Consider the following 24,315-nt stretch of genomic DNA (forward strand, 5'->3'; position numbering starts at 1 on the left):
TGAAATAGCTTGACACCAAACAAGTCAAGTTATGAAAACAACAGAAGCATTAGAAATCAAGAAAAAGTACAAGAGTAAGCGCTTGTATCGTGCTGGGTTCAAGCAAGTGGTTTTGGAAGAATTGGTTATGGACAGGGAGTCCACAAGCTTTATCGCCAGGAAACATGGGCTGGAAAACCATACTGTCCACACCTTTAAGCAGGAAGCCTTGGAGCATCTGGGATATTTTCGTATTTTAAACAACATGAAAAGCTCTAACCAAAATAAAGACGCCTCGGCCTTGGAGAAGGAGAATGCAGAGCTGAAGAAGGCTTTAGAGCTGGCTATGCTGAAAGTATCAGCTCTGGAGACGTTAGTGGATGTAGCTGAGGACCAGTTTAACATCCAGATCCGAAAAAAGCCTGGGGCCAAGCAGTCCAAATAATGCGATTAATATATCCAGACAATGGGCTTGCGTCCCTTTGTCGACTGTTTGGCAAAACCCGCCAAGGGTGGTACCACTGGCATCAGTCCAAAACATCCCATGCATTACTAGAGACCATTGTGGTTAAGCTGGTAAAGGACATCCGTAATCATATCGGTATCCAGAAGCTTGGAGCACGTAAACTACTGCCGCTTATTAATGAACAGCTGGCGAAAAACGAGTTGCGTATTGGTCGGGACTATCTCTTCGATGTGATGGAGCGTAATGGCTTGAAAGTGCGGCAGAGAAAGCGCAGGAGGCCTCAGACCACTGACAGTACACATGGCTTTAGACGCTATCCAAACCTGGTAAAAGGACTGGAAATAAAGCGAGCAGAGCAAGTTTGGGTGGTGGATATTACCTACCTGACAGTAGGTGGGCGTTTCATGTATCTAAGCCTGATTACAGATGCTTATTCACGGAAAATCATGGGGTACTGCTTGCTGGACAACCTTTCTGCAGATGGCCCCATGAGAGCATTATTAATGGCTTTTTCGAACAGGCTATACGTGGAGAAGAGTCTGATCCACCACAGTGATCAGGGCGTGCAGTACTGCAGCCAGGGGTATGTAAACATGCTGAAAACCCATAGGGCAAGCATAAGCATGACCCACCGAGGGAGCCCTCATGAGAATGCGATTGCTGAACGGGTAAACGGTATCTTAAAAGGAGATTATAACTTAGGGAAGTCCTTTGATACACCTCATCAAGCAGAAGAGGCGGTACAAAAAGCAGTAGCATCTTATAACTGTTTGCGTCCTCATGATAGCCTGAACGGAATGACACCACAGCAGGTACATACAGCTAAGGCTATTGAGGAATCGGTAAGCTTAAACAGGACTGTAAGAAAAGGTGAAAAGAGCAGTCAGGATTAAGCTCCTTAAGGGTCAACTCCTGTTAGGATTATCTGACAACCCGTAAAGTATTAACAGGATTACTAGGTAGCAAGTAAAGCTGAATTAGTATGACCATTTAAACTGTAAAGCAAATGAAGGAATAACAAATTACATGACAACCCAAAGCAGGACTAGATCCTAGCCTGTCTACTTCTCCCAGGATTAAAGCAATACTGGTAAAGTACAATTAGGATTATCAATTATTATTGTAAACTACAATCAGAATTAATGTAAAACCTGTCAAGTTATTTTAGGACGCCTCAGTTGGGTCACCTACATCTATCCCCCTGATACGAGTAAAAAGTAATCTGATAAGGGTTTGGACTAATCTGATAGGGTCGCAGAGTAATCTGATGCGGGTGAAGAGTAATCTTATGAGGGTAAAAAGTAATCTGATGTGGGTGAAGAGTGATCTGATGCGAATAAAAAGTAATCTGATAAGAGTTTGTACTAATCTTATGGGATCGTAGAGTAATCTGATGAGGGTGGAAAGTAATCTGATACAAGCTGCAACCTGTCATATGCTTCAGCAAAATGATCTGCCGGGGTTGATCGGCAAGCAGCTGACTCCATCGTGTAAGCTAGTGATGTTTCCCCTGTTTTGTGCACTTTAATTTTTAGATTTCATAACTAGTTGATTTTCAGAGATTAATTTTTAATATTTTCTGTTTTTGGGTGTCCCGTGGTAATTTTGAACCATGTTTGTTCGAAAGAAAAGGAACAAAAGCGGTTCATTTAGTGTGCAGATTATTCGGAAGGTAGATAGGATCAATAAAGTGGTCAAGACTATCGGTAGCTCAAAAGATCCTGAGGAGTTAAAGTTGTTAGAGAGACATGCCCATTTAGAGATCGAAAAGCTTCAGAAACAAGCTAGCCTATTTAGTAGTCACCGAGATAAGGATCTTGTTTCCGTCCTTTCTAATACTCCCAATGATTCTGTGCAACTTATAGGTCCTGATAAAGTGCTGGGTGCTATCTATGACCAAATTGGATATTCCAAAATTCCTGATGATGGACTATTGAGAGAACTGGTTATTTCCCGGCTGGTCTTTCCTGGGAGTAAATTAAAGACGGTTGATTTCTTGGCCAGGCATAAAGGTATGGATGTTAGCGTTTATTCAATCTACCGCTATATGGACAAGCTCAAATCTGAGTACCAGGATGTAGTAGAGGAGATCACATTTTCCTATTTCAAAAAAATTCTTGGAGGACAAGTAGGTATTGTATTCTACGATATGACCACTCTATATTTTGAAACACCAGATGAGGACGATATTAGAAGAATAGGCTATTCAAAGGACGGTAAGCATCAGCACCCTCAGATCAAGCTTGGCGTATTAGTTGGAACCAATGGCTTTCCGATAAGCTACGACATATTTGATGGTAGCCAATACGAGGGTCATACACTTATCCCAATACTGAAGCAGGTTGAGGCTAAATTCAATATAGGAAAACCTATGGTAATAGCTGATGCTGGCCTACTAACCAACAGGAACATTAAAGCATTGATCACTTCGGGTTATGAATTTGTTTTAGGTGGACGGATAAAAAATGAATCACAGGATATAAAAAGTAAAATTGTAACGCTTGATATAAATGAGGGAATGCCTAAAGAAATTGACAAAGAAGGGCATCGACTCATTGTGGACTTTTCTTCCAAGCGGGCAAAAAAAGATAAATTCAATAGAGAACGAGGCCTTAAGAAACTTGAAGAAAAGGTCAAAAGCGGGAAACTAGATAAGAATAGCATTAACAACAGAGGTTATAACAAGTACCTGAAGCTGGAATCAGAAGTGAAAGTAAGCATCGACTATGGTAAGTTTCAAAAAGATGAAAAGTGGGATGGTTTGAAGGGGTATTTAACCAATAGTAAGTTATCAACCAAAGATGCCATTGCGGCGTACAACAATCTCTGGCATATTGAAAAAGCCTTTAGAATATCTAAGACAGACCTGAAAGTAAGGCCGATTTACCATAGGTTACCTGATAGGATCCACGCTCACATCTGTATTTGCTTCTTAGCTTATGCTGTTTTCAAAGAGCTTGAAAGAAAATTGGAAATCAACAAAATCAAAATCTCACCCTATAGAGCAGTGGAACTCACAAGAAATATGTACCAAATTTCCGGAGTCCTGCCGGATTCTAAAATACAACAAACCATTCCGCTAAAAATGACCGAACAGCAGCAGGCACTCTATCAAATTTTTAGCTAAAAAATCCTGGGTGTCCCATTGCGGTCCCGTCCTGAAATAGCTTGACACCAAACAAGTCAAGTTATGAAAACAACAGAAGCATTAGAAATCAAGAAAAAGTACAAGAGTAAGCGCTTGTATCGTGCTGGGTTCAAGCAAGTGGTTTTGGAAGAATTGGTTATGGACAGGGAGTCCACAAGCTTTATCGCCAGGAAACATGGGCTGGAAAACCATACTGTCCACACCTTTAAGCAGGAAGCCTTGGAGCATCTGGGATATTTTCGTATTTTAAACAACATGAAAAGCTCTAACCAAAATAAAGACGCCTCGGCCTTGGAGAAGGAGAATGCAGAGCTGAAGAAGGCTTTAGAGCTGGCTATGCTGAAAGTATCAGCTCTGGAGACGTTAGTGGATGTAGCTGAGGACCAGTTTAACATCCAGATCCGAAAAAAGCCTGGGGCCAAGCAGTCCAAATAATGCGATTAATATATCCAGACAATGGGCTTGCGTCCCTTTGTCGACTGTTTGGCAAAACCCGCCAAGGGTGGTACCACTGGCATCAGTCCAAAACATCCCATGCATTACTAGAGACCATTGTGGTTAAGCTGGTAAAGGACATCCGTAATCATATCGGTATCCAGAAGCTTGGAGCACGTAAACTACTGCCGCTTATTAATGAACAGCTGGCGAAAAACGAGTTGCGTATTGGTCGGGACTATCTCTTCGATGTGATGGAGCGTAATGGCTTGAAAGTGCGGCAGAGAAAGCGCAGGAGGCCTCAGACCACTGACAGTACACATGGCTTTAGACGCTATCCAAACCTGGTAAAAGGACTGGAAATAAAGCGAGCAGAGCAAGTTTGGGTGGTGGATATTACCTACCTGACAGTAGGTGGGCGTTTCATGTATCTAAGCCTGATTACAGATGCTTATTCACGGAAAATCATGGGGTACTGCTTGCTGGACAACCTTTCTGCAGATGGCCCCATGAGAGCATTATTAATGGCTTTTTCGAACAGGCTATACGTGGAGAAGAGTCTGATCCACCACAGTGATCAGGGCGTGCAGTACTGCAGCCAGGGGTATGTAAACATGCTGAAAACCCATAGGGCAAGCATAAGCATGACCCACCGAGGGAGCCCTCATGAGAATGCGATTGCTGAACGGGTAAACGGTATCTTAAAAGGAGATTATAACTTAGGGAAGTCCTTTGATACACCTCATCAAGCAGAAGAGGCGGTACAAAAAGCAGTAGCATCTTATAACTGTTTGCGTCCTCATGATAGCCTGAACGGAATGACACCACAGCAGGTACATACAGCTAAGGCTATTGAGGAATCGGTAAGCTTAAACAGGACTGTAAGAAAAGGTGAAAAGAGCAGTCAGGATTAAGCTCCTTAAGGGTCAACTCCTGTTAGGATTATCTGACAACCCGTAAAGTATTAACAGGATTACTAGGTAGCAAGTAAAGCTGAATTAGTATGACCATTTAAACTGTAAAGCAAATGAAGGAATAACAAATTACATGACAACCCAAAGCAGGACTAGATCCTAGCCTGTCTACTTCTCCCAGGATTAAAGCAATACTGGTAAAGTACAATTAGGATTATCAATTATTATTGTAAACTACAATCAGAATTAATGTAAAACCTGTCAAGTTATTTTAGGACGCCTCAGCACAAAACAGGAAAAAGTAATCTGATGTGGGTGAAGAGTGATCTGATGCGAATAAAAAGTAATCTGATAAGAGTTTGTACTAATCTTATGGGATCGTAGAGTAATCTGATGAGGGTGGAAAGTAATCTGATACAAGCTGCAACCTGTCATATGCTTCAGCAAAATGATCTGCCGGGGTTGATCGGCAAGCAGCTGACTCCATCGTGTAAGCTAGTGATGTTTCCGGTTGACCTGTCATCACTAAAATCAAAGATGCAGCCCCAAAATCAGGATTTTAAAAACATGACCAGTACCCAAAAATCACTTTGAACCAGATAAAGATCATTTCCGACCCGGTTAAAAGTGGTTGGTGATCAGTTGTCATTCACAAGCACGCGTTGCTCCGAAGGATCCCCTTCGGGACCAACGAGTGTCGGGATACTATCTAAAACTGAACCTCGGGAGCTGTTTCAGCTGCTTCATCCGACTCAAAGAGTGGTTTCCGCTCAAAGCCATACCAGCCTGACACAAAGTTGTTTGGGAATTTGCGGATATACGTATTGTACTCCTGAGCCGCGCTGTTGAAACGTTGCCTGGCTACCGTGATCCGGTTTTCCGTTCCTTCCAGCTGAGCCTGCAGTTCCAGGAAGTTCTGATTGGATTTCAAATCAGGGTATCGCTCTACTGTGACTAAGAGCCTCGATAACGCCGAGTTTAACTGACCTTGTGCCTGGTTAAATTGCTGCAGATTTTCCTGCGTGAGGTTAGCGGGGTCAATGTTCATACTGGAAGCTTTAGCTCTGGCCTCTGTAACTCCTACCAGTACTTCTCTTTCCTGCTCGGCAAAACCCTTCACTGTATTTACCAGGTTAGGAATGAGATCATGTCGTCTTTGGTATTGTGTTTCCACATTTGACCACTGAGTATTTACGTTTTCTTCCATGGTGACCATGGTATTATATTTCCCGGAAAAGAAGTTGTAGATTAAAAAAAGTACAACAATTACAATTCCTATGGTGATCCATTTTTTATTCATCGGTATTAGGTTTAATTTTTGGTTCTGAAACTAAAGGGCACCTCTAAAAACCCATTTATGGCCGTAAGCATAAAAATCAAAGATTTTTACTAATGACTCTTTTTGAATTATATGTCGTTGTATTTCAATCACTTAATAATTTCATTAGGCTCATGAAATACGCCTTATCTAATTCAAAAATAGTTCACTTTCCGGCGCATTCTGAGTTTTTAGAGGTGCCCTAAAGTTACAACGATAAAAGTAACTAACGACATAGTGAAAAAACAGATACTACTTTCCATTTCTTTTCTTTTAGTAACGCTCTTTTTGTCAGGGCAGGAAGTTGCCATTCCGGAGCTAGAAAAGCGCGTTACAGATCTTACAAACACCCTTTCCTCGCATGAGGTCAGCACACTTGAGTCCAGGTTGGCCCAGTTTGAAAAGGAGGGTGGCAGCCAGGTTGCTGTTTTGATCATCCCAACTACCGGCGATGAAACCATAGAGCAATACAGCATCAGGGTAGTAGATGAGTGGCAGCTGGGCCGAAAAGATGTAGATGATGGTATCCTGTTTTTGGTGGCTATGGGCGACCGGAAAATGCGGATCGAGGTGGGTTATGGATTGGAGGGAGCCATCACGGATGCTTTATCCAAACGGATCATCAGCACTGTAGTAACTCCTGAATTTCGATCGGGACATTTTTATAAAGGTATTTCTGACGGATTGGATGTGATATTGAGTGCAATAAAAGGAGAGGAGCTACCTCCGGCTATCAGCAAGCCTTCATCAGCCAAAAATACTTTTACACCTGATCATGGAATACTCTTTATGATTGTAGGGATAGGTGTGTTAGGCCTTTTTGGTCTTGTTTTTTTGAATGTATTTTTAAAAAAGAAGGTTGGAAAATCCAAAGGCACCTTGATTACGGCATTTATTGTCTTTTTGATTGGTTGGGTATTTATAAACATAGGTGCCGGGATCTTTATGGCTATCATTAGTACAGTTTTCTTCTTTGGAGGAGGTCGTGGCGGTAGAGGTGGAGGATATTATGGTGGTTATGGTGGCTTTGGTGGGGGAGGCGGAGGCTTCTCAGGCGGAGGTGGTTTTGGCGGCTTTTCCGGTGGCGGAGGCGGTTTTGGTGGAGGCGGCGCATCCGGTGGCTGGTAATTTAAAAATAAAGAATAAAATGGCTAAGAAATATATATTTACAGAAGCGGAGAAGCAGCAGGTAGAGCAGGCGGTGAAGGATTTGGAGACTGTATCCTGCGGCGAGATTGTACCTTTTTTTGTAAGGAGCAGTGACGACTATGCAGAAGCTTCATGGTATACCAGCACCTTGTTTACAGCTTTCGTGGCGATCCTGATCGGGTTACTTTCCTATACGTGGATGCTGCCTTTTCGATTTACTCCCCTTGAAATATCAATAATCATTTTTGGAGCGATGCTGGTTGGGTTTTTAATCCCTGTTCTGTTTCCGCAAACCAAACGCTGGATCATTTCTAAAGAGCGTCAGGTACTACGCGCACAACAACGAGCCCGGGAAGCTTTTTTGGAAGAAAGTGTTTTTAACACAGCGGAGAGGGTGGGTATTCTGATCTTTGTAAGCCGTCTGGAGCATATGGTACTTGTCATGGGTGATGAGGGGATCAATAAAAAAGTGGAGCAGGCGGACTGGCAGCATGTAGTGGATACGATAGTGGACGGAATAAAAAGAAGAGAAATAGGAGATGGCCTGGTAAAGGCTATTGACCAATGCAAGGAATTGCTTTTGAAAAACGGTTTTGTGAGAAAATCAACGGATACCAACGAGCTGGATGACAACCTCAGGATTGAGGATTAGACTGTATCTTTTCCAGGAGCTCAATGATTTTATCTTTTTGTCTTGAGTTTTCTTCTATCAGATGATGGACTCTGCGCTTTATTTCCAAGTGAAGGGGTATGCTTTCCAATCGGTCCAAAAGTTCGCCCAGGTCTTTCTTTTTGTATTCGGCTTTCGGTTCTTCCGCTATAGTACTTCCGGCTATCAGGTATTCATAAGTTACACCGTATAGCTTGATAAATTGTCTTTTGACCTTATCTGGCATAGCATTGGAGCCGGACTCATAAGCGGCAAGCGTCCCACGCTTAATACCAAGTTTTTCAGCACATCCTTCCTGAGAATCTCCATTTTTTTTTCGGATTTCAGAGATTCTTCTGCCCACCTCTTTTTTAAAGTCAGACATTAAATGGTGTTAAAAATGACAATTAATGTTACTATTTATTGCAATTGTTATTTTATATGGATAAATTGCCTTCCATTGATTCAAATACTGTCAAATGTACTCATAATGGGGTATTCCAATCGATCCCAAACCGGGATTAATACAACCTTTTCTCAGCTTGATGAGTGGGTTAAAAGATTTATAGCTGAGTCAATAGCTTTAGAATTGCTCACTAACCTTAACCGTAGTATAAGTGTAGAGGTTCTTATGCGTATACTCGAAAGGTTTGATGTGGACGTAGATGTGAGTCCGGAAGAGACTTTTTCCATTCGTAGAAATGAAAAACTGGAGGTAGCTGTAAAAAGTATATCTGCCCAGTTTTAGAGTTTATCATGTGTATGTTAATGCCATTAAGATAAGGTTGAAGTTTCAAAGAATCAGTCATTCCAGCAATGGAATCTATGAGCTATAAAACGAAAATGCCAAACTTGATCAAAGACTTCCCGGCCGGGTAGGCGCGGCCAGCCAGGCGCGGCCAGCCAGGCATGACTGGAGTGACCTTATCTTAATGGCATTAGTTGGTATATCATTTTTACCAGTCCGGTTTCAAACTCCTCAATATCATGAACTTTAAACCAGGTCTCAGCAATTGACTCATTGAAAACAGGTATTCCCGATCCTAAAAAAACGGGATGAACGAAAAGCTGTAGCTCATCAATAAGGTTTTCTTTGAGTAAGATCGAGTTGATCTCGCCACCGCCCGCCAACCAGATGTGCTTCCCTTTTTGAGCTTTGAGCTTTTTTACGTGGTCAGGAATATCATGATGTACAAAGTGGACATATTCATCTTTTTTCTTCGAAACATCTCGTGTGTAAACAAAGCATTTTTTGCCAGCATATGGCCAGTCCATACCAAAACCACGGATTTGCCTGTAGGTCTTTCCACCCATCAGAACCGTATCCACTGACTTAATAAACTCAGTGAAGCCGTAATCCTGATCAGTATATAACCAGTCAATTTCTCCCGATTCTCTGGCTATATAGCCGTCGATACTGGAGGCAATGAATAAAATGATCTTTCGCATTTACAGATCGCAAATTAAGTTTGCTTCCCCAATAACCTTACTTAATTTCTGAGGCTTAAGTTGTAATTTATCCAATAAATTAAGATTTTGGCATAAAGACCTGATAACCACAATGCCTTCTTCTAATAATGTTTGTTTCTCATGTTTTGTGAGATGATGGAGGCTTGTGATCGGGTACAGCTTATGCTTGTCGATCAGATCTTTTAGTCCTTTGGAATGAGGATAATCCCAGCTGATCATTTTAAGTCCGGAGCATTCCCCATAAGAGATGGCGTCCTGAGTCAGTCTGGCGTTGGTAATGACTCCACCCACATGCTTTTTATCTTTTCTGAGATGACTTTTCTTCCAGACAGACTCCAGGTCCCGAAACCGGGAATCGATATACAGGGGAACTTTTACATCGGTTTTATAGCCAAGACGGTTGTGAAACTTGCATTCTAACATCAGCAATTCTGACTCATTTTCTGCCAGGACATCTACCTCATGGGAAACGCATTTTCCCTGATGTACTTCGCCGACCCTTACTGAATAGCCCTCTGCTTTCAGTAATTCTCCAACAAACATCTCGAATGGATAACCAGTAGGCCTGAGTTCCAGAATAGCTTGCTTCAGCTTATACCTGGAAGCTTTACTGGCTTCACGTCTTTTGAGGATGTTATGGGCCTTGATGTAGATCTCTTTGGTACTGATGCCATGGTAAAGTATTGGGTAAATAGCATCAATTACCTCATCAATGATTTCAGGTTTAGCGCCTGATCTCTGCAGACTTGTTCTCAGCTTTTCCTGATCAAAAACATCGGCTTCTCCGGTATTTTTCAGGACAGATATCTGGTTTTTTGTCACTCTGGTGAAAAGGTTGTTTTAAAATGAATATAGGTTAAATTTTTAGTTAAAAAAATGAACTGAAGCCTGAACGATCAATATTATCCCGCTTAATACCATGAAAGCAATCGCCCACTGGCGAAAGGACTTATCAGTCATCTTCCGGAGAAGCCTTTTACCATACACACTTCCCACGGTAATTCCCAGCCCCAGAGCAAGGGCATGGGTCCACTCTGTGGTACTCATCAGTCCGAAAAAAGTGTATGAACCTACCTGGGAGATTCCCATGATCAGACTGTTGAATGCTTTTGTGCCGATCAGTGATTCTTTGGTAATACCCAGGTTTAAATAAAAGGGATTGAGAACTGGCCCTGATGCTCCGGTTAACGTGCCGATAAAAGCTATGATAATGCCCAGGGGAGCCAGTAGCGGGTAGCTCATTGGAAAAGAATGCTCTTTTTTGCCCCATCGATATTGGAAAAAGGTACTGATCAAAAACAACCCAACAATAACCTGGAGAATGGGTATTCTGATCTGTGAAAAGAGGTAGCCGGCTAACAGGCTACCCAAAATGGCAAATGGAACGTAAATGGCAGCCGCCTTCCAGTTGATGTGTTTCCAGTAGAGATAAACCCTGACAGGCCGGCCTATGAGGTTGCCTGTATTGAGGACGGGAGCAGCAGTAGCTGGGCCAACGAGAAAGTTTAACAGCGGCACTAAAAGCAAGGCACCCCCACCAGCAGTGAGAGTAGACAGCGTAAAGGCTGCTGCACCGCAAATGAACAAGAGGATCCATATGGTGGGAAAAGCGTCCACCGATGGGTCGGTTAAGCTTCAGACTTTCCTCTGAATGTCCGTAAAACGAAAGTAATAATGATCAGGGCAAAAAGGAACAGAAGAATGGCCTTGGTAATTAAACCCCCATCAGCAGCCTCTCCATTTATCTTTATTTCAATCGTTTGACTTTCGGAGGTTTTTGTAGTATCCTGAACCTCCTGAGCAAAGAGTGTAATTGTTGCTAACAATGAAAAAGCGAAAGATGTAATTTTTTTCATGATCAAGCTAAATTCTCAGGCGAAGATAACCCATGTTTACCGCTTGGGCAATTTTGATTCTATCATGGTTACTTTTTCCGGATCATATAAGCCCGTTTCTCTTAAAAAATAAATGATGTAGTGACTAAAAGAAGGGTCCAGCTTTAGTTCATGAATTCTGTCAATGTTTTTTGAGATAAATTCCTGATCTTCTTTCAGCTGATCACTAAAACCGAGAAACCTAGGAATATAATACTGAACGCTAAACCGGATAAACCGAATTTCAAGATTGGAAGGGTCCTTAGTTACAGCCTGGTTCATTTTTAACTCAAACCTTTTGAGCTGGTGGTATTTATCAATGGGGTTCCAGACTTGCTGTGCAAGTAAAGCCTCGGATGCGGCTTTATAGGCCAAAATTACCGGGGAAGTTTCCTCACAACCTGAAATTTTTTGATAGAAAACAGGTACGTTTTTTTCTTCCAGCGCTGCCTGGTGAAACTCCGTTCGGATCTGATTCAGGTCAGGAGCAGACGCCGGGCATTTCAACCCCCAGAGACAAAAAAGTAGTGTAATCATTTTTGGCATGAAAAGTCATACGTAAAAGTCTGCTTTAAGGCTACATTTTTTGTGCCAGTTTTAAATTTTTATTTTTCCTTATGAGAGCAGGGTTCTATATTTGCAATCCATTTTGGAAATGCGCTCGTAGTTCAACTGGATAGAATACCAGATTTCGGCTCTGGGGGTTGAGGGTTCGAATCCTTCCGAGCGCACGTATGCTGAAGCTCCAGAGGTTGAGGGGCGGTTCGCCGCTGCGATCGACTCCTTCTGGGTGTACAAAAAAGCCTTCTTCGTTTCTCGGGGGAGGCTTTTTTATGCCGGTTTAAATCCCAACATTTTGAATGTCAGAGATTTTTGCTCCCATTTTCTTATTTGCTGGTATCTATTTCCACAAAATTTGCAATTTTGCTAATAGCTTTTATCTTACAAATGAAACAACCGGTACTTACTTTATGGATAGGATGTTTTTGGGCTTGGATTTTTAAACGAACGTGATCATGGAAAGGGCCGCCACCTTACGAGATATTGCAAAGGAACTGGGAGTATCCACTTCTACGGTATCCAGGATACTCAATGGGAAAAATCAGCAAAATAAAGAGCTGGTGGAACGGGTAAAGGAAGCTGCCAAAAAGCTTAACTATCAGGTAAATACTGCGGCCCTTGGACTACGGACAAATAAGACCCGGCTTATCGGAATGATTGTTCCTTATATAAGCGATGAGTTTTTCTCATCCATACTGGCCGGTATCGAATCAGTAACTGAGCAGCGGGGATATAACCTGCTTATCTGCCAGTCAAATGAGTCTCATGAAAAAGAAAAGAAGCTGATCAAATCTTTAGTTGCCTGTAATGTAGAAGGTATACTCATATCTCTGTCTCGCGAGACCACGGAGCTTAGTTTCCTGAATTACCTGAAAGAAGGAGATAAAAAAGTGGTACTGTTTGATCGGGTACTAAAACAGGGAGATTACCCTTCCATACCATTTGATGATCGGAAAGCAGCTCATGAAGCAGGTAAGCATTTACTGAGCCTGGGTAAAAAGTCGTTTTTATATGTAGGGCTTTCCCAAAACCTTGAAAATGATAAGGAACGCCTTAATGGATATAATGATGCGTTGCAAAGCCATAACTTACCTTTGTGTGAGACGATCTATCCAGAAAATGTTAGCAAAACTGCTGAAGCTCTGAATACCATAAAAGACCTGAACAGGTTTGACGCGATCGTTTGTTATTATGACCTGATCGCTGTGGAGGTGATTGCTTCTCTAAACAGGAAAGGGATAAAAATACCCGATGAGATAGCCGTATGTGGTTTTGATAACCGCCATATCTGTGATTTTGTCTCTCCCACGCTGACCAGCGTAGATCACAGTACGAATAAAATGGGGAAAGTAGCAGCAGAGACGCTTTTTAGCCTACTCAATGACGAGGAGGAAGTGGCCGATGACCAGGAGATTGAGACCTCACTTGTTATCAGAGAGTCTACCGTTCGGAGATGATCATTCGTTTTCCTCAATCAACCTCGGATCAACCTTTCGGACAAAATCGGCAAAAGCTACGAAGTGGTGATGAATTACTTTAACAATAAATACTCAACCGGCTATACAGGTTTTCCCCTACTAATTCTTTATAACAATTTTTCAAAATCATTTCGGAAAATCCTCATTCAAACTTCATTCGCTTTTAGTTTTGCACGCATGACAATTGAAGAAGTTCATAAGCTGATCCGGACCCGCAGGGCTGTATATCCCCCCCAATATCTGAATAAAGAGATACCGGATCAGCTAATCAGGAATATATTGGAAAATGCCAACTGGGCGCCCACACATAAGCTGACTGAGCCCTGGCGTTTTAAGGTTATGAAGGGACCTGGGCTTAAGAAGTTTGGGACTTTTATGGCGGAGAAGTACCGTTCACTCCATAACCTGGACTCATTTTCTGTGGCGAAATATGAAAAGCTGAAAATGAACCCTCAGCGATCGGGAGCGGTAATCGCTATCTGTATGCAGCGAGACCCGAAAGAGCGTATACCAGAGTGGGAGGAGGTGGCTTCTGTGGCTATGGCTGTACAAAACATGTGGCTGACCTGCAGTGCCTATGGGATCGGTGCCTACTGGAGCACACCGGACCTGTTACAGTATTTTTCAGAATTTGAGCCCCTGGCAGAGGGGGAGAAATGTATCGGGCTTTTTTATATGGGGTATGCCAATGTCCCTGAAAAATATCCACCAAGGAAGCCTATAGAGGAGAAGGTAAAGTGGATCGAGTAGGGAATGGGGTTTTTAGGTTCTTAGGTATTTGGGTCTTTTGGATTTTTTTATTGCGTCGTATTTGGGTTTTTTGTAGGTTAGGAAGCATTTTCTAAATTCTGAGGATTTATAGAGTTCAACAATGAAGGTGTCATTGAGCATGAAGAGAAGAAGTGTTTTCAGCAGATTTCTGCATTTACAATTTTTAATAGTCGCCATCGTTTTGAAACTGGTATATGAAATGTATTAAACACACCTGAAGATGAAGATCTCTAAATCAGTATTTCTAGTGCTTTTGTTTGCCGGCATTTTAATGTCGTGTGCAAAAGAAAATGAGGAAGATCCACAGCTCACATACAATGACTTTGAGAGCTCACTAACTGCAGATATGGATTATCAGACCATTGTTAAAACCTTTGGTGATCCGATGAAAGATATAGGGAGTGGAATCCACATTTACGTATATATCTTGGATGATTCCACGGAAATGTGGATAGGGTATACGGATCAAATATTATACGCAAAGCATGTTGATCAGGATCAAAATACCCTTCATACGTTGATCGGAAGTGAATAATTTAGGGTAGCCTGAATTGAAGCCGGAGTGCTGTGGATACGTAGACGACTCTATTTGCTTAACCACTCAAAAAGTAGGTCCTTTCGGGGAGGATTAAAGTAGTCGTAGTGAAATAGGATAATACCGTCTGAGGGTTGCATCACTCCATAATCCAGCATAGCTGAAAACTCCTGATCAGGGATGGGTTCTTCTACATAAGTCTCCCTTACTTCTATGCAATTAAGGATTGGTTTATTAGTAGTTTCGTGTACATGGGAAGCCATTTCAATGATCCATTCAGGTTTCCGCTTTATCATGTGTGAATACGTCATGGGAATAAATATGTCCACATAATTCTTTAACCGGTTAACATCCTGCCCGGCGACAGACCGAATAGCGCCATTAAAATCTGTCTCCCTCCATGGAACCAGCTTCAAAGCCACTGGTATATTGTATGATTTAATAATATCGGAAAGGACTCTGACCCGTTCCTCGATAATGTGGCATTTCCATTTGGTCCATTCAGACAAGGCATTTGCTTTTATCCAGGTGGCTGTTTTTGATTGCACATTTATTCCACTGAAATCCTGAAAGCTGTCAATGCATCGACTACAGTAGCATCCATCTATGATTTGGGAATGGTTCGTTTCCGGATACACCGTTTCCCAGAAGACAAAAAAGCGGATAAAATCGAGGCTGACCATTGCAGGGTTTGTTAATTCGATCAGCTTCATTAATTGTTCATCCTGATAGGCCGTGAACCCGGGAGCAGATGGGCAGGCAAAGTGGAGCCATCCTTCTATAGCTTTTTCTCCATTGCTTGTGATAGCATAGTGATCGGGGTGCTGTTTAAGGTACTCTTCGTTGAAGTATACAGGAAAATTCAGGCTTATCGCCACACCTTCTGATTTTGCTCTTTTCAAGAAGGACTGATTTGTGTAGAGGGACTCATTGGAGAAAATGATGTTGACGTTTGATTTTTTACAAAAAGAAAAGAAATCATTCAGGTTGGTTTGAGGGTTAAACAGGAATATGCCGGTCAGGTTTTCCTTTTCCAATCTTTTCAGCAGGTTATCTGATGACCAGATGTCACTGGGGTTTTGAGAAAACAGTGGGTAGCAGCAACTCAAAAGCCCGATCACAATTGTGATTATTTTCAGCTGTTTTGAATAGAAATTATTTTCATATATCATAATTGAGTGACATGTAAGTTATACCCCTCACCCTGTCCGAAACCTGAAGTTTGTAAATCTTTGGTCTTGAGTCTTACTACTTAAATTCTATTTTGCCACAAATACAAAGTCGCTGTTAGGTTCATCAGTGCCGAAGCTACCGAATCTGGGTTCCGTAGGTAAACGCATAAAGTAGGGGATAAGCTCGGCGGTAGTCAGAATTCTTCCTTCTCCGCCACCTACTTCTTTCAATGCTAAAATGAATTTCTCGGCAAAAGGGGAGTGGCTTCCCGGTCTTCCGTCAGGCACGTATTCTTTACTTCCACTAGTCAGAAACTTACGGGTGCGCTTGGTCAGTTTTTTTACCAGGTATTGAGCATCTTCTTTTTCCAGAGCTTCACCTCTTCTTCTGGCCAGTTTCGGATCGATGGTGCCCCCAAAGCAAACGTCCATCACCAGGAAGATATGCTCACATTTGATGTTCTCTATTCGCACGCGCAAGAGATTGTGTGAAAGGTAAGTAGTCTTTCCTTTGTCATTTTTAAGCGAATTGCTGGCTACTACATATCCTTCCTCGAGTGTTTCGTCAAAATATCCATGTCCTGCTACAAAGATTAGTAGCTGATCCTGAGGGTTAAATCGACGGGAGTTATAGTCATAAACTTTGTCATTGAGCTCCTCCACAGTCGGATTTACCAGCATGTCAATTTCAAAACCGTATTTATCTTCTAATAAAGCAGCTATGGTATTTGCATCATTGGTCGGGTTATTCAGATCTCCCCAGTGGTCATATTCGTCCGTAGCAATGATCAGGGCGTAATCTTTTCGATTGGCGTCTACTGTAGCGGTAATGTCGTCAGTCCCGTGTAGAATACTTCGTTTAGAGCTTACTTTCCCCCCTTTTTTATTAGTGGCGATCAGCTCCACGGTATTAGAACCCTCCAGTAGGTTGAGCTTTTGTTCAAAGTTGAAACTGTTTTGAAGGGGCCCGATCTCGATTTCCTTTTCAATGGAGCTTCCCCCTACAGTGATCCTGAGCCTGATCTCTTCCAGCTCTACACTTGATTTTACCCTGGCCTTTAGTAGGATCGATTTGTCTGTGCTGAAAGAAGATTCGATCCGCGGGGTGGTCCAGGTGATCTGGGGCAAGGTGGTGTGAGAAACTTCTTTACTATAATCAATCTCAATAGCATTTGTCTTATCGACAAAGCTCTGGGCATCCGCCAAAAAAGGCACAAGCGCGATTAAAATGAGCAATAAATTTTTCATAGTGGTGTTGCTTTTAGTGTCAGTTTTGAGGAATATCCGGTGGCGTATCAACGCCCGGAGGATCCTCGGTAGTTCCTTCAAGTATCAGGTAAGTGGCTCCGCCTCCCAGGAGGATGAGCGGGACCACTTTTAGCGGCCAGGGTATCCGTGGTTTCACATAGAAATAAGGAGAGTGTACCTCCTGATCCCTGTTTCTGGAATCAGTGATGAAAAACCGGTACTTGCCTGGTTTTATAGAACCTGGAATATGAATTTTTGCGTCTCCCGTATTAGCAACTTCGGGAAGGATAGCTTTCATTTCTTCTCCCCGGTACAACTTGAATTCGAGAATGTTTGAACTGGATTTTCCATCCCAGGCAAACTCATAAGTTTTTCCCCTTTTCAAATCTTTTTCTTCAGGAAAGCCTTCAAATTCTATAAAGGGCACGTATACTTTACCACGAACCTCCAGCTGAATGCTTCCGCGAAAGTCAGGCCCCAGTTCCTTTTTAGCGGCCCAGGTGATTTTGTTGTTTACTCCGGGCCGTACCTCGAGCCCTACATCGCCCTTTACTTCCTTCACGGGAGCTATTGTACTGTCTGTCAGCAAATACAGGTAAACCGAATAGAAGCGATCCGCCGTTGTATCTACCAGGTCATAATGCACAATGAGGTTTTCTGAAGTTTGCTCTATGGTGGTAATCTCAAACTGCTGACCATAGGTCCAGGTGCTGGTAAGCAGGAATAATATGTATAAAATATTCTTTCGCATAACCATTAGTTTTTAATCACTCTGATCATCTTCTCTGTGCCAGCGAGCTCTAGCTTTATGAAATAGACACCTTCTCGTACCTCAGTACCATTAGGGTCCTTTCCGTCCCAGATAAATTTTTGCAGTCCTCCCTCAGGATAGGAAATGCTTTGTTGGAGGATCTTTGCGCCGGAGACATTAAAAATGGAAACATCAAGGACCTGATGCTTATCCTGTATTATCACAGGTAATGAAATGGTCTTTCTGAACGGATTGGGGTAGGGGTCTCCAACCCTATTCAGAGCAGATGTAAATATTCCATCTTTAGCATATACGATCCGGAATTGTAGGTCGTTTTTCCAGACGAAATCATAGCTACTCTCCAAATTCATGTCAATCACCTCCAGGGTTTCCATATTGAGAAGGAAGCATTTTCCTTCCATAGCGGATAGTGCTCTTCTGTCCCATGTTAAGAGAGCGTTGCCTGATTTCTGATCAGAGGCCAGGTCAAAGGTCCATTCATGGTGATCCATGAGAGGAACGTAATCATGGATGAATTTCGGAGCAAAGTATTCCGGATGATGAGAAGTCATTTCCAGGAAGGAAATGAACCTTGGAACGGCGATCTCATCTAAACGATCTTTACTCTGATCAGCCAGTTGATGCATACCAATGGAACTGGTATGTTTTTGGTTTCCCAGGGTTAAATGCAGGTCTAGTTTCCACTCAAATCCGGCTTTTACTGTTTCTGCTTTTCTTGAGGAGGACTTTGAGCTCAGCGGAAAGCTTACCGAACCAGCCGTTTCACAAAAGACGAAAGCACCTTCCCAGGGAGCCAGTGTTCCTGAGTTCTGATAGCTGCCATTTTCATACATAAATAGCGAGCCCAATCCCTGGTCCGGATTTGCAGCCTGGATATCAGCCCAGCTGATCGGGAAAGGGTAGGGGTTCCCGATCTGGTTCCAGCCTTGCTGGAAGTTTTTAGTGAATGGATCATCCTGGGTTACGTTATCCACCGTGCCCGCTCCGACCTCAATGGTAAAATCTTTGTTGGTGGTGTTGAACCAGTAGCCATTTCCTAAAACAATGGAGTTTGCCAGGCCACTGTTAAGCTCCTGATAGTTTCCATTGGTATAGTGGAAGATCCGCCATACGTCCTGGTTGTATTCTCCCAACTCGTTAAAAATGTTAGCAAAAAGATTATCATTTAGGTCGTAAGGGATTGAAAACATACGATAAGTTGCTGCCTTCCCATTGAAGTTACTTCCTGCAAATGGGATGGATGTTTCTGTAGGGTTTTCCCGGTAGAGGAAAAATAGATTGGTTTCCGTATCATTCCCAAATTCATCTACCGCACTGATATAACCTTCCATGCCCAGCTCATCCGCCCAGGCATCCTCCAGGGTGACCGAATAGTTCTGGCCGCTGGTATTTTCCATCGTTGCTGCGGTGAAATCAGCACCAGCGATTGGGCGGTAGAACAACTGGACGGTTACAGCTGATGCATCATTAACCGTGACAGCCAGGGCCTGTGCACTGAACACATCATTGGTTTGTGGCAGGTTGCTGACAACCGGGGCTTGGGTATCGCCTGAGACTACATTGCTTACAGTAAGTGGTTTTGAAAATGCATTGTTGCTGTTGATCTCATCAATAGGATCTGAAGTATACAATACAACAAACAAATTGTAGCTTCCTACGGAAGTAGTATCCGGGATGGTGATGTTTTTGGTATTGGAGCCCTGGGGGTAGCTTAGTGTTGCTCCTGCAGCCAGGTCAGTCACGACCCCAAAAGTGTCCAGTCGAATGTCTTCCGGCTCAAAGACATTATTGACCGAAAGATATACCTCAGCAGAAATGGAAGTAAATACACCGACTGCTCCACTGTTCGTCAGTTCAAATGTTAAGTTGGTAGTTCCTCCGGGTGCCACTTCTGATGGAGTGATACTCATCGAGGACTGTAAGGTCAGCTCAGCCTGACGCGGAATGGCGGTGGGGAGGAAGCCGGCGGTGAGTTTGTAATTTGCTGAAGATACTTTTCCACTTAAAGGTTGTCCTATTGAAGGGGTAAGGGTATATGAACTTCCGGATACCTTTTGAGATCCGTTGGAGATGGTGGAGGTTTTGAGGGTGTAGGATTGGGCAAAAAGACCTGTCCAAGAGAATCCACCTACTACATAGAATAGTACCAGTATGTACTTCAAGAATCTCATCTAGACCTTCTTCTAAGTGTAAGTATTAAGATAAATAGCAATAGGACTAATGCAATTACAATAACTATTTTTATCCACTTGCAAGGAAGACAGGGTTGGTCCTCGGAAACAAAGGATTGCTTTGAACTTATTACCACTTGACGAAATGCATCTCGTGTTGCTCTTTCTCCTTTAGCTGTTTTAACTACTGCTCTTGCGTAGATAGAATAAATACCTTCCTTTTGTGTGTGAGGGTAGGTAGCGACATATGTGCCGAACTTGTCTCTTATTGGTTTTGTCCTGATTATTTCACCGTCAGGCTTGGTAATTTCTACCTCGAATTCTTCAACTTCTGGTTCCTCATCTCCTGAACTACTGTCATCAAACTCGGCGGTGACTACTAAATCTTCACCTGGTTCACTATCTTCGACAACAAAGTCAAAAGTGAGATTAGATAAACCGGCTACATTAAAACTAACTGGCACATTACTTAAATTAGGGGTTCCTTCTGTTCGTTCAGATTCTTCATCCCCCTGAACATATAAATTTGACCCCTTCAATGTCCATTTACCAACATATTCAGTTTCAGGGGCATCTTCGGTAATAGTTGTTTCATAGACTACATGATTTCCTCCTTCAATTTTTACCGTATTAAGCCCATTTACTAATCCTTCTGAAAGTACATTTCCCGCAGGATTAATTAACAGGAAGTCAACAAATTGTCTAAGGTTGCTGGGGTGGGTTATAGTAAATAGTACTTTTCCTTCAGCAGAAGTAATCCATACTTCGGCAATCTGAACCTCGGTAGAATCATTAAAAGTTACATTGTATGTTGGGTCGCTTATGCTTGTCAGGCCTACTGCATCCTTGTAAATGTTCAAAAAGAAATTATCCATCATAAGCAGGTCAGTGGATGGATCTACATAATAAGCCTGGGGAGTAGCAAGACCGGAAAGATTAGAATATTGCTCTAATGAAACCATGTTTGCTGACCCCATTCCAATGGAATAAATATTGACATCCTGTCTCGCGGCTAATAAATTTGTCACTGCAGGATCCCCGACCAACGGTCCGGTGTTTTCAAATCCATCTGACATTAGAATAATGACCTTTTTTCTTGGTGAAGGTGCGGGATCGGTGAAATGATCATTGATTGAAGCAATGACAGCATTTCCGGTTGCGGTCCCAAACATGGGTTGGATAAGATTAGGATCATTGGTTGCTGCCTCATTGATTAATGGCCTGGCTTCATCATCTATGAAGTTGGTGACGCCATCGTCAATAATTGGAGCAATAGGTAAATAGGCTGCATCTACGGTATTATTAAACTTTACAATACCAATGCTATCACCTTCAAATTGTGGTAAATCTTGTTTTCTGAGCTGCTCCAGGCTTAGGAAGTAATCTACAGCGTTTGATAAGAGATCTATTCGCCTTATTGGGTCCCCCATGAGATCAGTACCTTCAACGATATTCATACTGCCACTACGATCTAAGACAAGGCTGTAGTTGATGACAGTCTTTTGAATTACTGCATTGATGTTTATGTCTACATCCAGTTCACTTGTTCCCAGGTCAGCATCTGGATAATCAGGCAAACCCTCAGCCGGATCACAGGTTGGTGGAACGCAAGCGGGTGCATCATTATTAGCAGTTATTCTAAGTTTAACAGAAATTCCTCCTACTGTTTCAATATTAAACGGTGGGGAGAATAAAATGTCAATATCTTGAGTTGCTCCTGCTGCAAGACTGAATGTTGTAACTCCACCAGGAAAAGAGAAATAGGCACATTCAGGACATGAAGTACTTCCAGTAAAGGAAACTATTGAAAATGAACCTGACAAATCCGCACCACCTCCTGTATTATTATTCATTATTGTTACGGTGGTTAAATCGTCAAGACCTGCTTCTATAGGATTATTTGGAAAATCCACTGAGCAGCTTCCTGTTTCGCAGCCAGTAGGTGTAATTACTTCCAAATTGGCTTGCGCTTTAACAATCAGATGACTTGAAAGAAAAGCAAATAAAAGTAAGGTTAGTCGGTTATTCTTCATAGGTTATAAGTATTCTAATGGGTTTTGATAAGATATTAGCAGAATTTCCAGAAGTATTCCAGATTCTGACCTGTGTTCCAGTTAAATACCAGTTATATTGATAATCTGCATTATTTGTATAACCTGGATGAATTTGGAATGAGGAGGTTGCTTCCACTATTACCGATATGGAAAGTATTTTAGAGGCTGTTAAACCATGAGAAATAGCAGCCTCACCTCCTTCAGTACTGGCGGTGGTACCAGTAAGTTTTTTCATCTTGATTGCCGGTGCATTTGTATCATCCCCAAGGGTGGTATAGCCATCCACAGACATACCTCCTGCCACGTGTAAGCTATCTCCAATAGTTGCACCATTTGTAGTGCTGAGGCTATCGATATTAACTGTGCTTTCTAATTGAGCATCAGGAAGGGTGCCAGTAGTGATATTGGTGGCGCTGATGCCTGTGCCCACTTTCGAACCACTCAATGTACCATCTGCCAGGTCATCCAGATCAGAATCGGCGGCCTGAGCCCCCAGGCTTGTTCTGGCAGTAGCCCCGGACTCTGCCACCCAGTTGGAGCCATTACCCACTATAATGTTTCCATCAGTTACTGCAAGTCCTGAAATATCATCCAATGCAGCATCATACGCCTGCACATTAGTCCCTATTGCTAACCCCAGGTTGGTACGCGCATCTCCTGCAGTACCCGCCCCGGTACCACCATCAGCTATCGCCAGATCGGTAATGCCCGAGATACTCCCGCCTGTAACAGCTATACTGCTGGCATCTTGTGTTGCTATAGAACCTAGTCCAATATTGGAACGAATTCCGGCATTGTTAGCAGATTCGAGCATGGTTTGCACATCGGTGGTAGGTGATATTCCAGCAAATGTGGTAAGATCCACATCATAAGCCTGCACGTGGGTCCCAATCACTAACCCCAGGTTAGTACGAGCATCTGCGGCTGTTCCTGCTCCCGTACCACCATCGGCAATCGCCAGGTCAGTGATGCCGGTAATACTACCTCCTGAAATGGAAACACTGCTAGCATCCTGTGTGGCTATGGAACCCAGTCCAATGTTGGTGCGGATCCCTGCATTGTTAGCAGATCCAAGCATGGTTTGCACATCGGTGGTAGGTGATATTCCAGCAAATGTGGTAAGATCCACATCATAAGCCTGCACATCGGTTCCAATCACTAACCCCAGGTTAGTACGAGCATCAGCAGCGGTACCTGCTCCGGTGCCTCCATCGGCTATGGCTAAATCTGTAATCCCTGAAATGGTTCCTCCGGTAATTGAAATACTACTTGCATCCTGTGTGGAAGCAGAGCCAAGGCCAAGGCTTGTTCTTATTGCTGCATTATTGGCAGCTCCTAGCAGACTCTGAACATCCGTGCTTGGTGTAATACCAGCGTAAGTGGTCAGGTCTGCATCATAAGCCTGCACGTTGGTCCCTATAACTAACCCAAGATTTGTACGGGCATCAGAGGCTGTTCCTGCTCCGGTTCCTCCATCAGCAATGGCCAGATCAGTAATACCGGAAACAGAACCACCCGTAATGCTCACACTACCGGCATTTTGTGTAGATAAGGAACCTAATCCAAGATTTGTTCTTGCTGTGGATGCATCATTGGCGCCCGTACCACCTCTGGATAGAGCTACGGTTCCGGAGCTGATATTGGAAGCATTCAAAGTGCTCAGACTGTACATTCCAGCTGTGACCGGTATACGAGGCAATGTTTCACCATCCACGTTAATCTCCAGGAAATATGGAACGTCATAGGAGAGTACTGTAAGTGGCTCGGTACCGCCTAAAGTGGTGCTAAAGATCCCCTTATCAACAGCTATGGTTTGTGGTTCAGGGCCCCACGCAGCTGTTCCTCCGGACGAGGTGGTAAATAAAGCAAATGAGACATCCAATGCCGCATTGGTAATCGGTTCTCCTGCGTCGTTCGTTAAGTATCCCTGAAAGCTTAAGGTTTTTGGCAACTGGCCGAAAGCATTTAAAAACAGCATGAAAAGGCATGCGGTGATAGTGAGTTTTTTCATAGGTCGATGTGGTTTAAAAGAGCCTTAACTGAATCAAAATCAGGGTTTTCAACTTGATTTGAAGAGTTAAGTCTCTGTTATTCACCAGATTATAAATGTAAATTAATGAAATTTTTAAATAATTGTAAATACCCAGTTTT

The 24,315-nt window shown here is 42.8% G+C and carries 24 protein-coding genes and 1 tRNA gene; 12 read left to right on the forward strand and 13 right to left on the reverse strand.

What is annotated here, in order from left to right; translation table 11 throughout:
- The first annotated feature begins 31 nt into the window (after positions 1–31).
- The 5 genes from AC3E9V_RS07295 (at position 32) to AC3E9V_RS07315 (ending at position 4,942) form a co-directional block, all read left to right on the forward strand.
- Entirely contained in the window at positions 32–424 is a 393-nt protein-coding gene (locus AC3E9V_RS07295) for a hypothetical protein (RefSeq protein ID WP_488748821.1), read from the forward strand.
- Positions 424–1,338, forward strand: a complete 915-nt coding sequence (locus AC3E9V_RS07300; protein WP_488748822.1) for an IS3 family transposase — start codon at positions 424–426, stop codon at positions 1,336–1,338. The genes AC3E9V_RS07295 and AC3E9V_RS07300 overlap by 1 nt, the downstream gene beginning before the upstream one ends.
- Before the next feature lie 719 nt (positions 1,339–2,057).
- Entirely contained in the window at positions 2,058–3,572 is a 1,515-nt protein-coding gene (locus AC3E9V_RS07305) for an IS1634 family transposase (RefSeq protein ID WP_488752537.1), read from the forward strand.
- A 63-nt stretch (positions 3,573–3,635) separates the two neighbouring features.
- A complete protein-coding gene (locus tag AC3E9V_RS07310; RefSeq protein ID WP_488748821.1) occupies positions 3,636–4,028 on the forward strand; it encodes a hypothetical protein in 393 nt (130 codons plus the stop codon).
- Complete coding sequence (locus AC3E9V_RS07315) at positions 4,028–4,942, forward strand: IS3 family transposase (protein ID WP_488748822.1); 915 nt, start codon at positions 4,028–4,030, stop codon at positions 4,940–4,942. The genes AC3E9V_RS07310 and AC3E9V_RS07315 overlap by 1 nt, the downstream gene beginning before the upstream one ends.
- A 709-nt stretch (positions 4,943–5,651) precedes the next feature.
- Here the strand turns inward: AC3E9V_RS07315 and AC3E9V_RS07320 are convergent.
- Positions 5,652–6,242, reverse strand: a complete 591-nt coding sequence (locus AC3E9V_RS07320) for a LemA family protein (RefSeq protein ID WP_488752538.1) — start codon at positions 6,240–6,242, stop codon at positions 5,652–5,654.
- Between the two features lie 255 nt (positions 6,243–6,497).
- Between AC3E9V_RS07320 and AC3E9V_RS07325 the strand changes: the two genes are divergently transcribed.
- Positions 6,498–7,388 carry a TPM domain-containing protein gene (locus AC3E9V_RS07325; protein ID WP_488752539.1) on the forward strand — a complete coding sequence of 297 codons (891 nt, stop codon included), beginning with the start codon at positions 6,498–6,500 and terminating at the stop codon, positions 7,386–7,388.
- A gap of 19 nt (positions 7,389–7,407) precedes the next feature.
- Positions 7,408–8,061: a TPM domain-containing protein gene (locus tag AC3E9V_RS07330; protein ID WP_488752540.1), complete on the forward strand. Its 654-nt coding sequence runs from the start codon at positions 7,408–7,410 to the stop codon at positions 8,059–8,061.
- Here AC3E9V_RS07330 and AC3E9V_RS07335 read toward each other — a convergent pair.
- Complete coding sequence (locus AC3E9V_RS07335) at positions 8,045–8,443, reverse strand: helix-turn-helix domain-containing protein (protein ID WP_488752541.1); 399 nt, start codon at positions 8,441–8,443, stop codon at positions 8,045–8,047. The genes AC3E9V_RS07330 and AC3E9V_RS07335 overlap by 17 nt on opposite strands.
- Positions 8,444–8,548: 105 nt before the next feature.
- On the opposite strand from AC3E9V_RS07335, the gene AC3E9V_RS07340 reads away from it, so the two are divergent.
- The gene (locus AC3E9V_RS07340; protein WP_488752542.1) at positions 8,549–8,806 is read left to right on the forward strand and encodes a hypothetical protein; all 258 of its coding nucleotides are present in this window, start codon (positions 8,549–8,551) and stop codon (positions 8,804–8,806) included.
- A 176-nt stretch (positions 8,807–8,982) separates the two neighbouring features.
- On the opposite strand, the gene AC3E9V_RS07345 is transcribed toward AC3E9V_RS07340, so the two are convergent.
- From AC3E9V_RS07345 to AC3E9V_RS07365, 5 genes are read right to left on the reverse strand one after another with little or no spacing between them, the layout of a single operon-like run.
- Positions 8,983–9,507 carry a dihydrofolate reductase family protein gene (locus AC3E9V_RS07345; protein WP_488752543.1) on the reverse strand — a complete coding sequence of 175 codons (525 nt, stop codon included), beginning with the start codon at positions 9,505–9,507 and terminating at the stop codon, positions 8,983–8,985.
- Positions 9,508–10,350, reverse strand: coding sequence for an ATPase (locus AC3E9V_RS07350; RefSeq protein WP_488752544.1), 843 nt, complete (start codon positions 10,348–10,350; stop codon positions 9,508–9,510). It abuts the gene before it with no gap.
- A gap of 42 nt (positions 10,351–10,392) precedes the next feature.
- A complete protein-coding gene (locus tag AC3E9V_RS07355; protein ID WP_488752545.1) occupies positions 10,393–11,145 on the reverse strand; it encodes a sulfite exporter TauE/SafE family protein in 753 nt (250 codons plus the stop codon).
- 11 nt (positions 11,146–11,156) lie between these two features.
- Positions 11,157–11,384 (reverse strand): hypothetical protein, encoded by a 228-nt coding sequence (locus AC3E9V_RS07360; protein WP_488752546.1) that lies wholly within the window; start codon positions 11,382–11,384, stop codon positions 11,157–11,159.
- Positions 11,385–11,420: 36 nt separating this feature from the next.
- Entirely contained in the window at positions 11,421–11,939 is a 519-nt protein-coding gene (locus tag AC3E9V_RS07365; RefSeq protein WP_488752547.1) for a hypothetical protein, read from the reverse strand.
- Positions 11,940–12,059: 120 nt separating this feature from the next.
- Between AC3E9V_RS07365 and AC3E9V_RS07370 the strand changes: the two genes are divergently transcribed.
- The 4 genes from AC3E9V_RS07370 (at position 12,060) to AC3E9V_RS07385 (ending at position 14,747) form a co-directional block, all read left to right on the forward strand.
- Positions 12,060–12,133, forward strand: a tRNA-Arg gene (locus AC3E9V_RS07370).
- Between the two features lie 285 nt (positions 12,134–12,418).
- Positions 12,419–13,420, forward strand: coding sequence for a LacI family DNA-binding transcriptional regulator (locus tag AC3E9V_RS07375; protein ID WP_488752548.1), 1,002 nt, complete (start codon positions 12,419–12,421; stop codon positions 13,418–13,420).
- A gap of 198 nt (positions 13,421–13,618) precedes the next feature.
- Positions 13,619–14,191 (forward strand): nitroreductase family protein, encoded by a 573-nt coding sequence (locus tag AC3E9V_RS07380; protein WP_488752549.1) that lies wholly within the window; start codon positions 13,619–13,621, stop codon positions 14,189–14,191.
- Positions 14,192–14,432: 241 nt separating this feature from the next.
- Positions 14,433–14,747: a hypothetical protein gene (locus tag AC3E9V_RS07385; protein WP_488752550.1), complete on the forward strand. Its 315-nt coding sequence runs from the start codon at positions 14,433–14,435 to the stop codon at positions 14,745–14,747.
- Positions 14,748–14,797: 50 nt separating this feature from the next.
- Here AC3E9V_RS07385 and AC3E9V_RS07390 read toward each other — a convergent pair whose 3' ends face one another.
- The 6 genes from AC3E9V_RS07390 to AC3E9V_RS07415 all read right to left on the reverse strand — a co-directional run bounded on the left by AC3E9V_RS07390 (position 14,798) and on the right by AC3E9V_RS07415 (position 24,175).
- Positions 14,798–15,919 (reverse strand): hypothetical protein, encoded by a 1,122-nt coding sequence (locus AC3E9V_RS07390; RefSeq protein ID WP_488752551.1) that lies wholly within the window; start codon positions 15,917–15,919, stop codon positions 14,798–14,800.
- Positions 15,920–16,006: 87 nt separating this feature from the next.
- Positions 16,007–17,167: a caspase family protein gene (locus tag AC3E9V_RS07395; protein WP_488752552.1), complete on the reverse strand. Its 1,161-nt coding sequence runs from the start codon at positions 17,165–17,167 to the stop codon at positions 16,007–16,009.
- Positions 17,168–17,186: 19 nt separating this feature from the next.
- The gene (locus AC3E9V_RS07400) at positions 17,187–17,918 is read right to left on the reverse strand and encodes a hypothetical protein (RefSeq protein WP_488752553.1); all 732 of its coding nucleotides are present in this window, start codon (positions 17,916–17,918) and stop codon (positions 17,187–17,189) included.
- A gap of 5 nt (positions 17,919–17,923) precedes the next feature.
- On the reverse strand, positions 17,924–20,110 hold the full coding sequence (locus tag AC3E9V_RS07405) for a T9SS type A sorting domain-containing protein (RefSeq protein WP_488752554.1): 2,187 nt from the start codon (positions 20,108–20,110) through the stop codon (positions 17,924–17,926).
- Entirely contained in the window at positions 20,107–22,143 is a 2,037-nt protein-coding gene (locus tag AC3E9V_RS07410; protein ID WP_488752555.1) for a vWA domain-containing protein, read from the reverse strand. The genes AC3E9V_RS07405 and AC3E9V_RS07410 overlap by 4 nt, the downstream gene beginning before the upstream one ends.
- Positions 22,133–24,175, reverse strand: a complete 2,043-nt coding sequence (locus AC3E9V_RS07415) for a beta strand repeat-containing protein (protein WP_488752556.1) — start codon at positions 24,173–24,175, stop codon at positions 22,133–22,135. Before AC3E9V_RS07415 ends, AC3E9V_RS07410 begins: the two co-directional genes overlap by 11 nt.
- Positions 24,176–24,315 lie beyond the last annotated feature (140 nt).

The organism is Marinoscillum sp. HNIBRBA16962 (assembly GCF_057801515.1).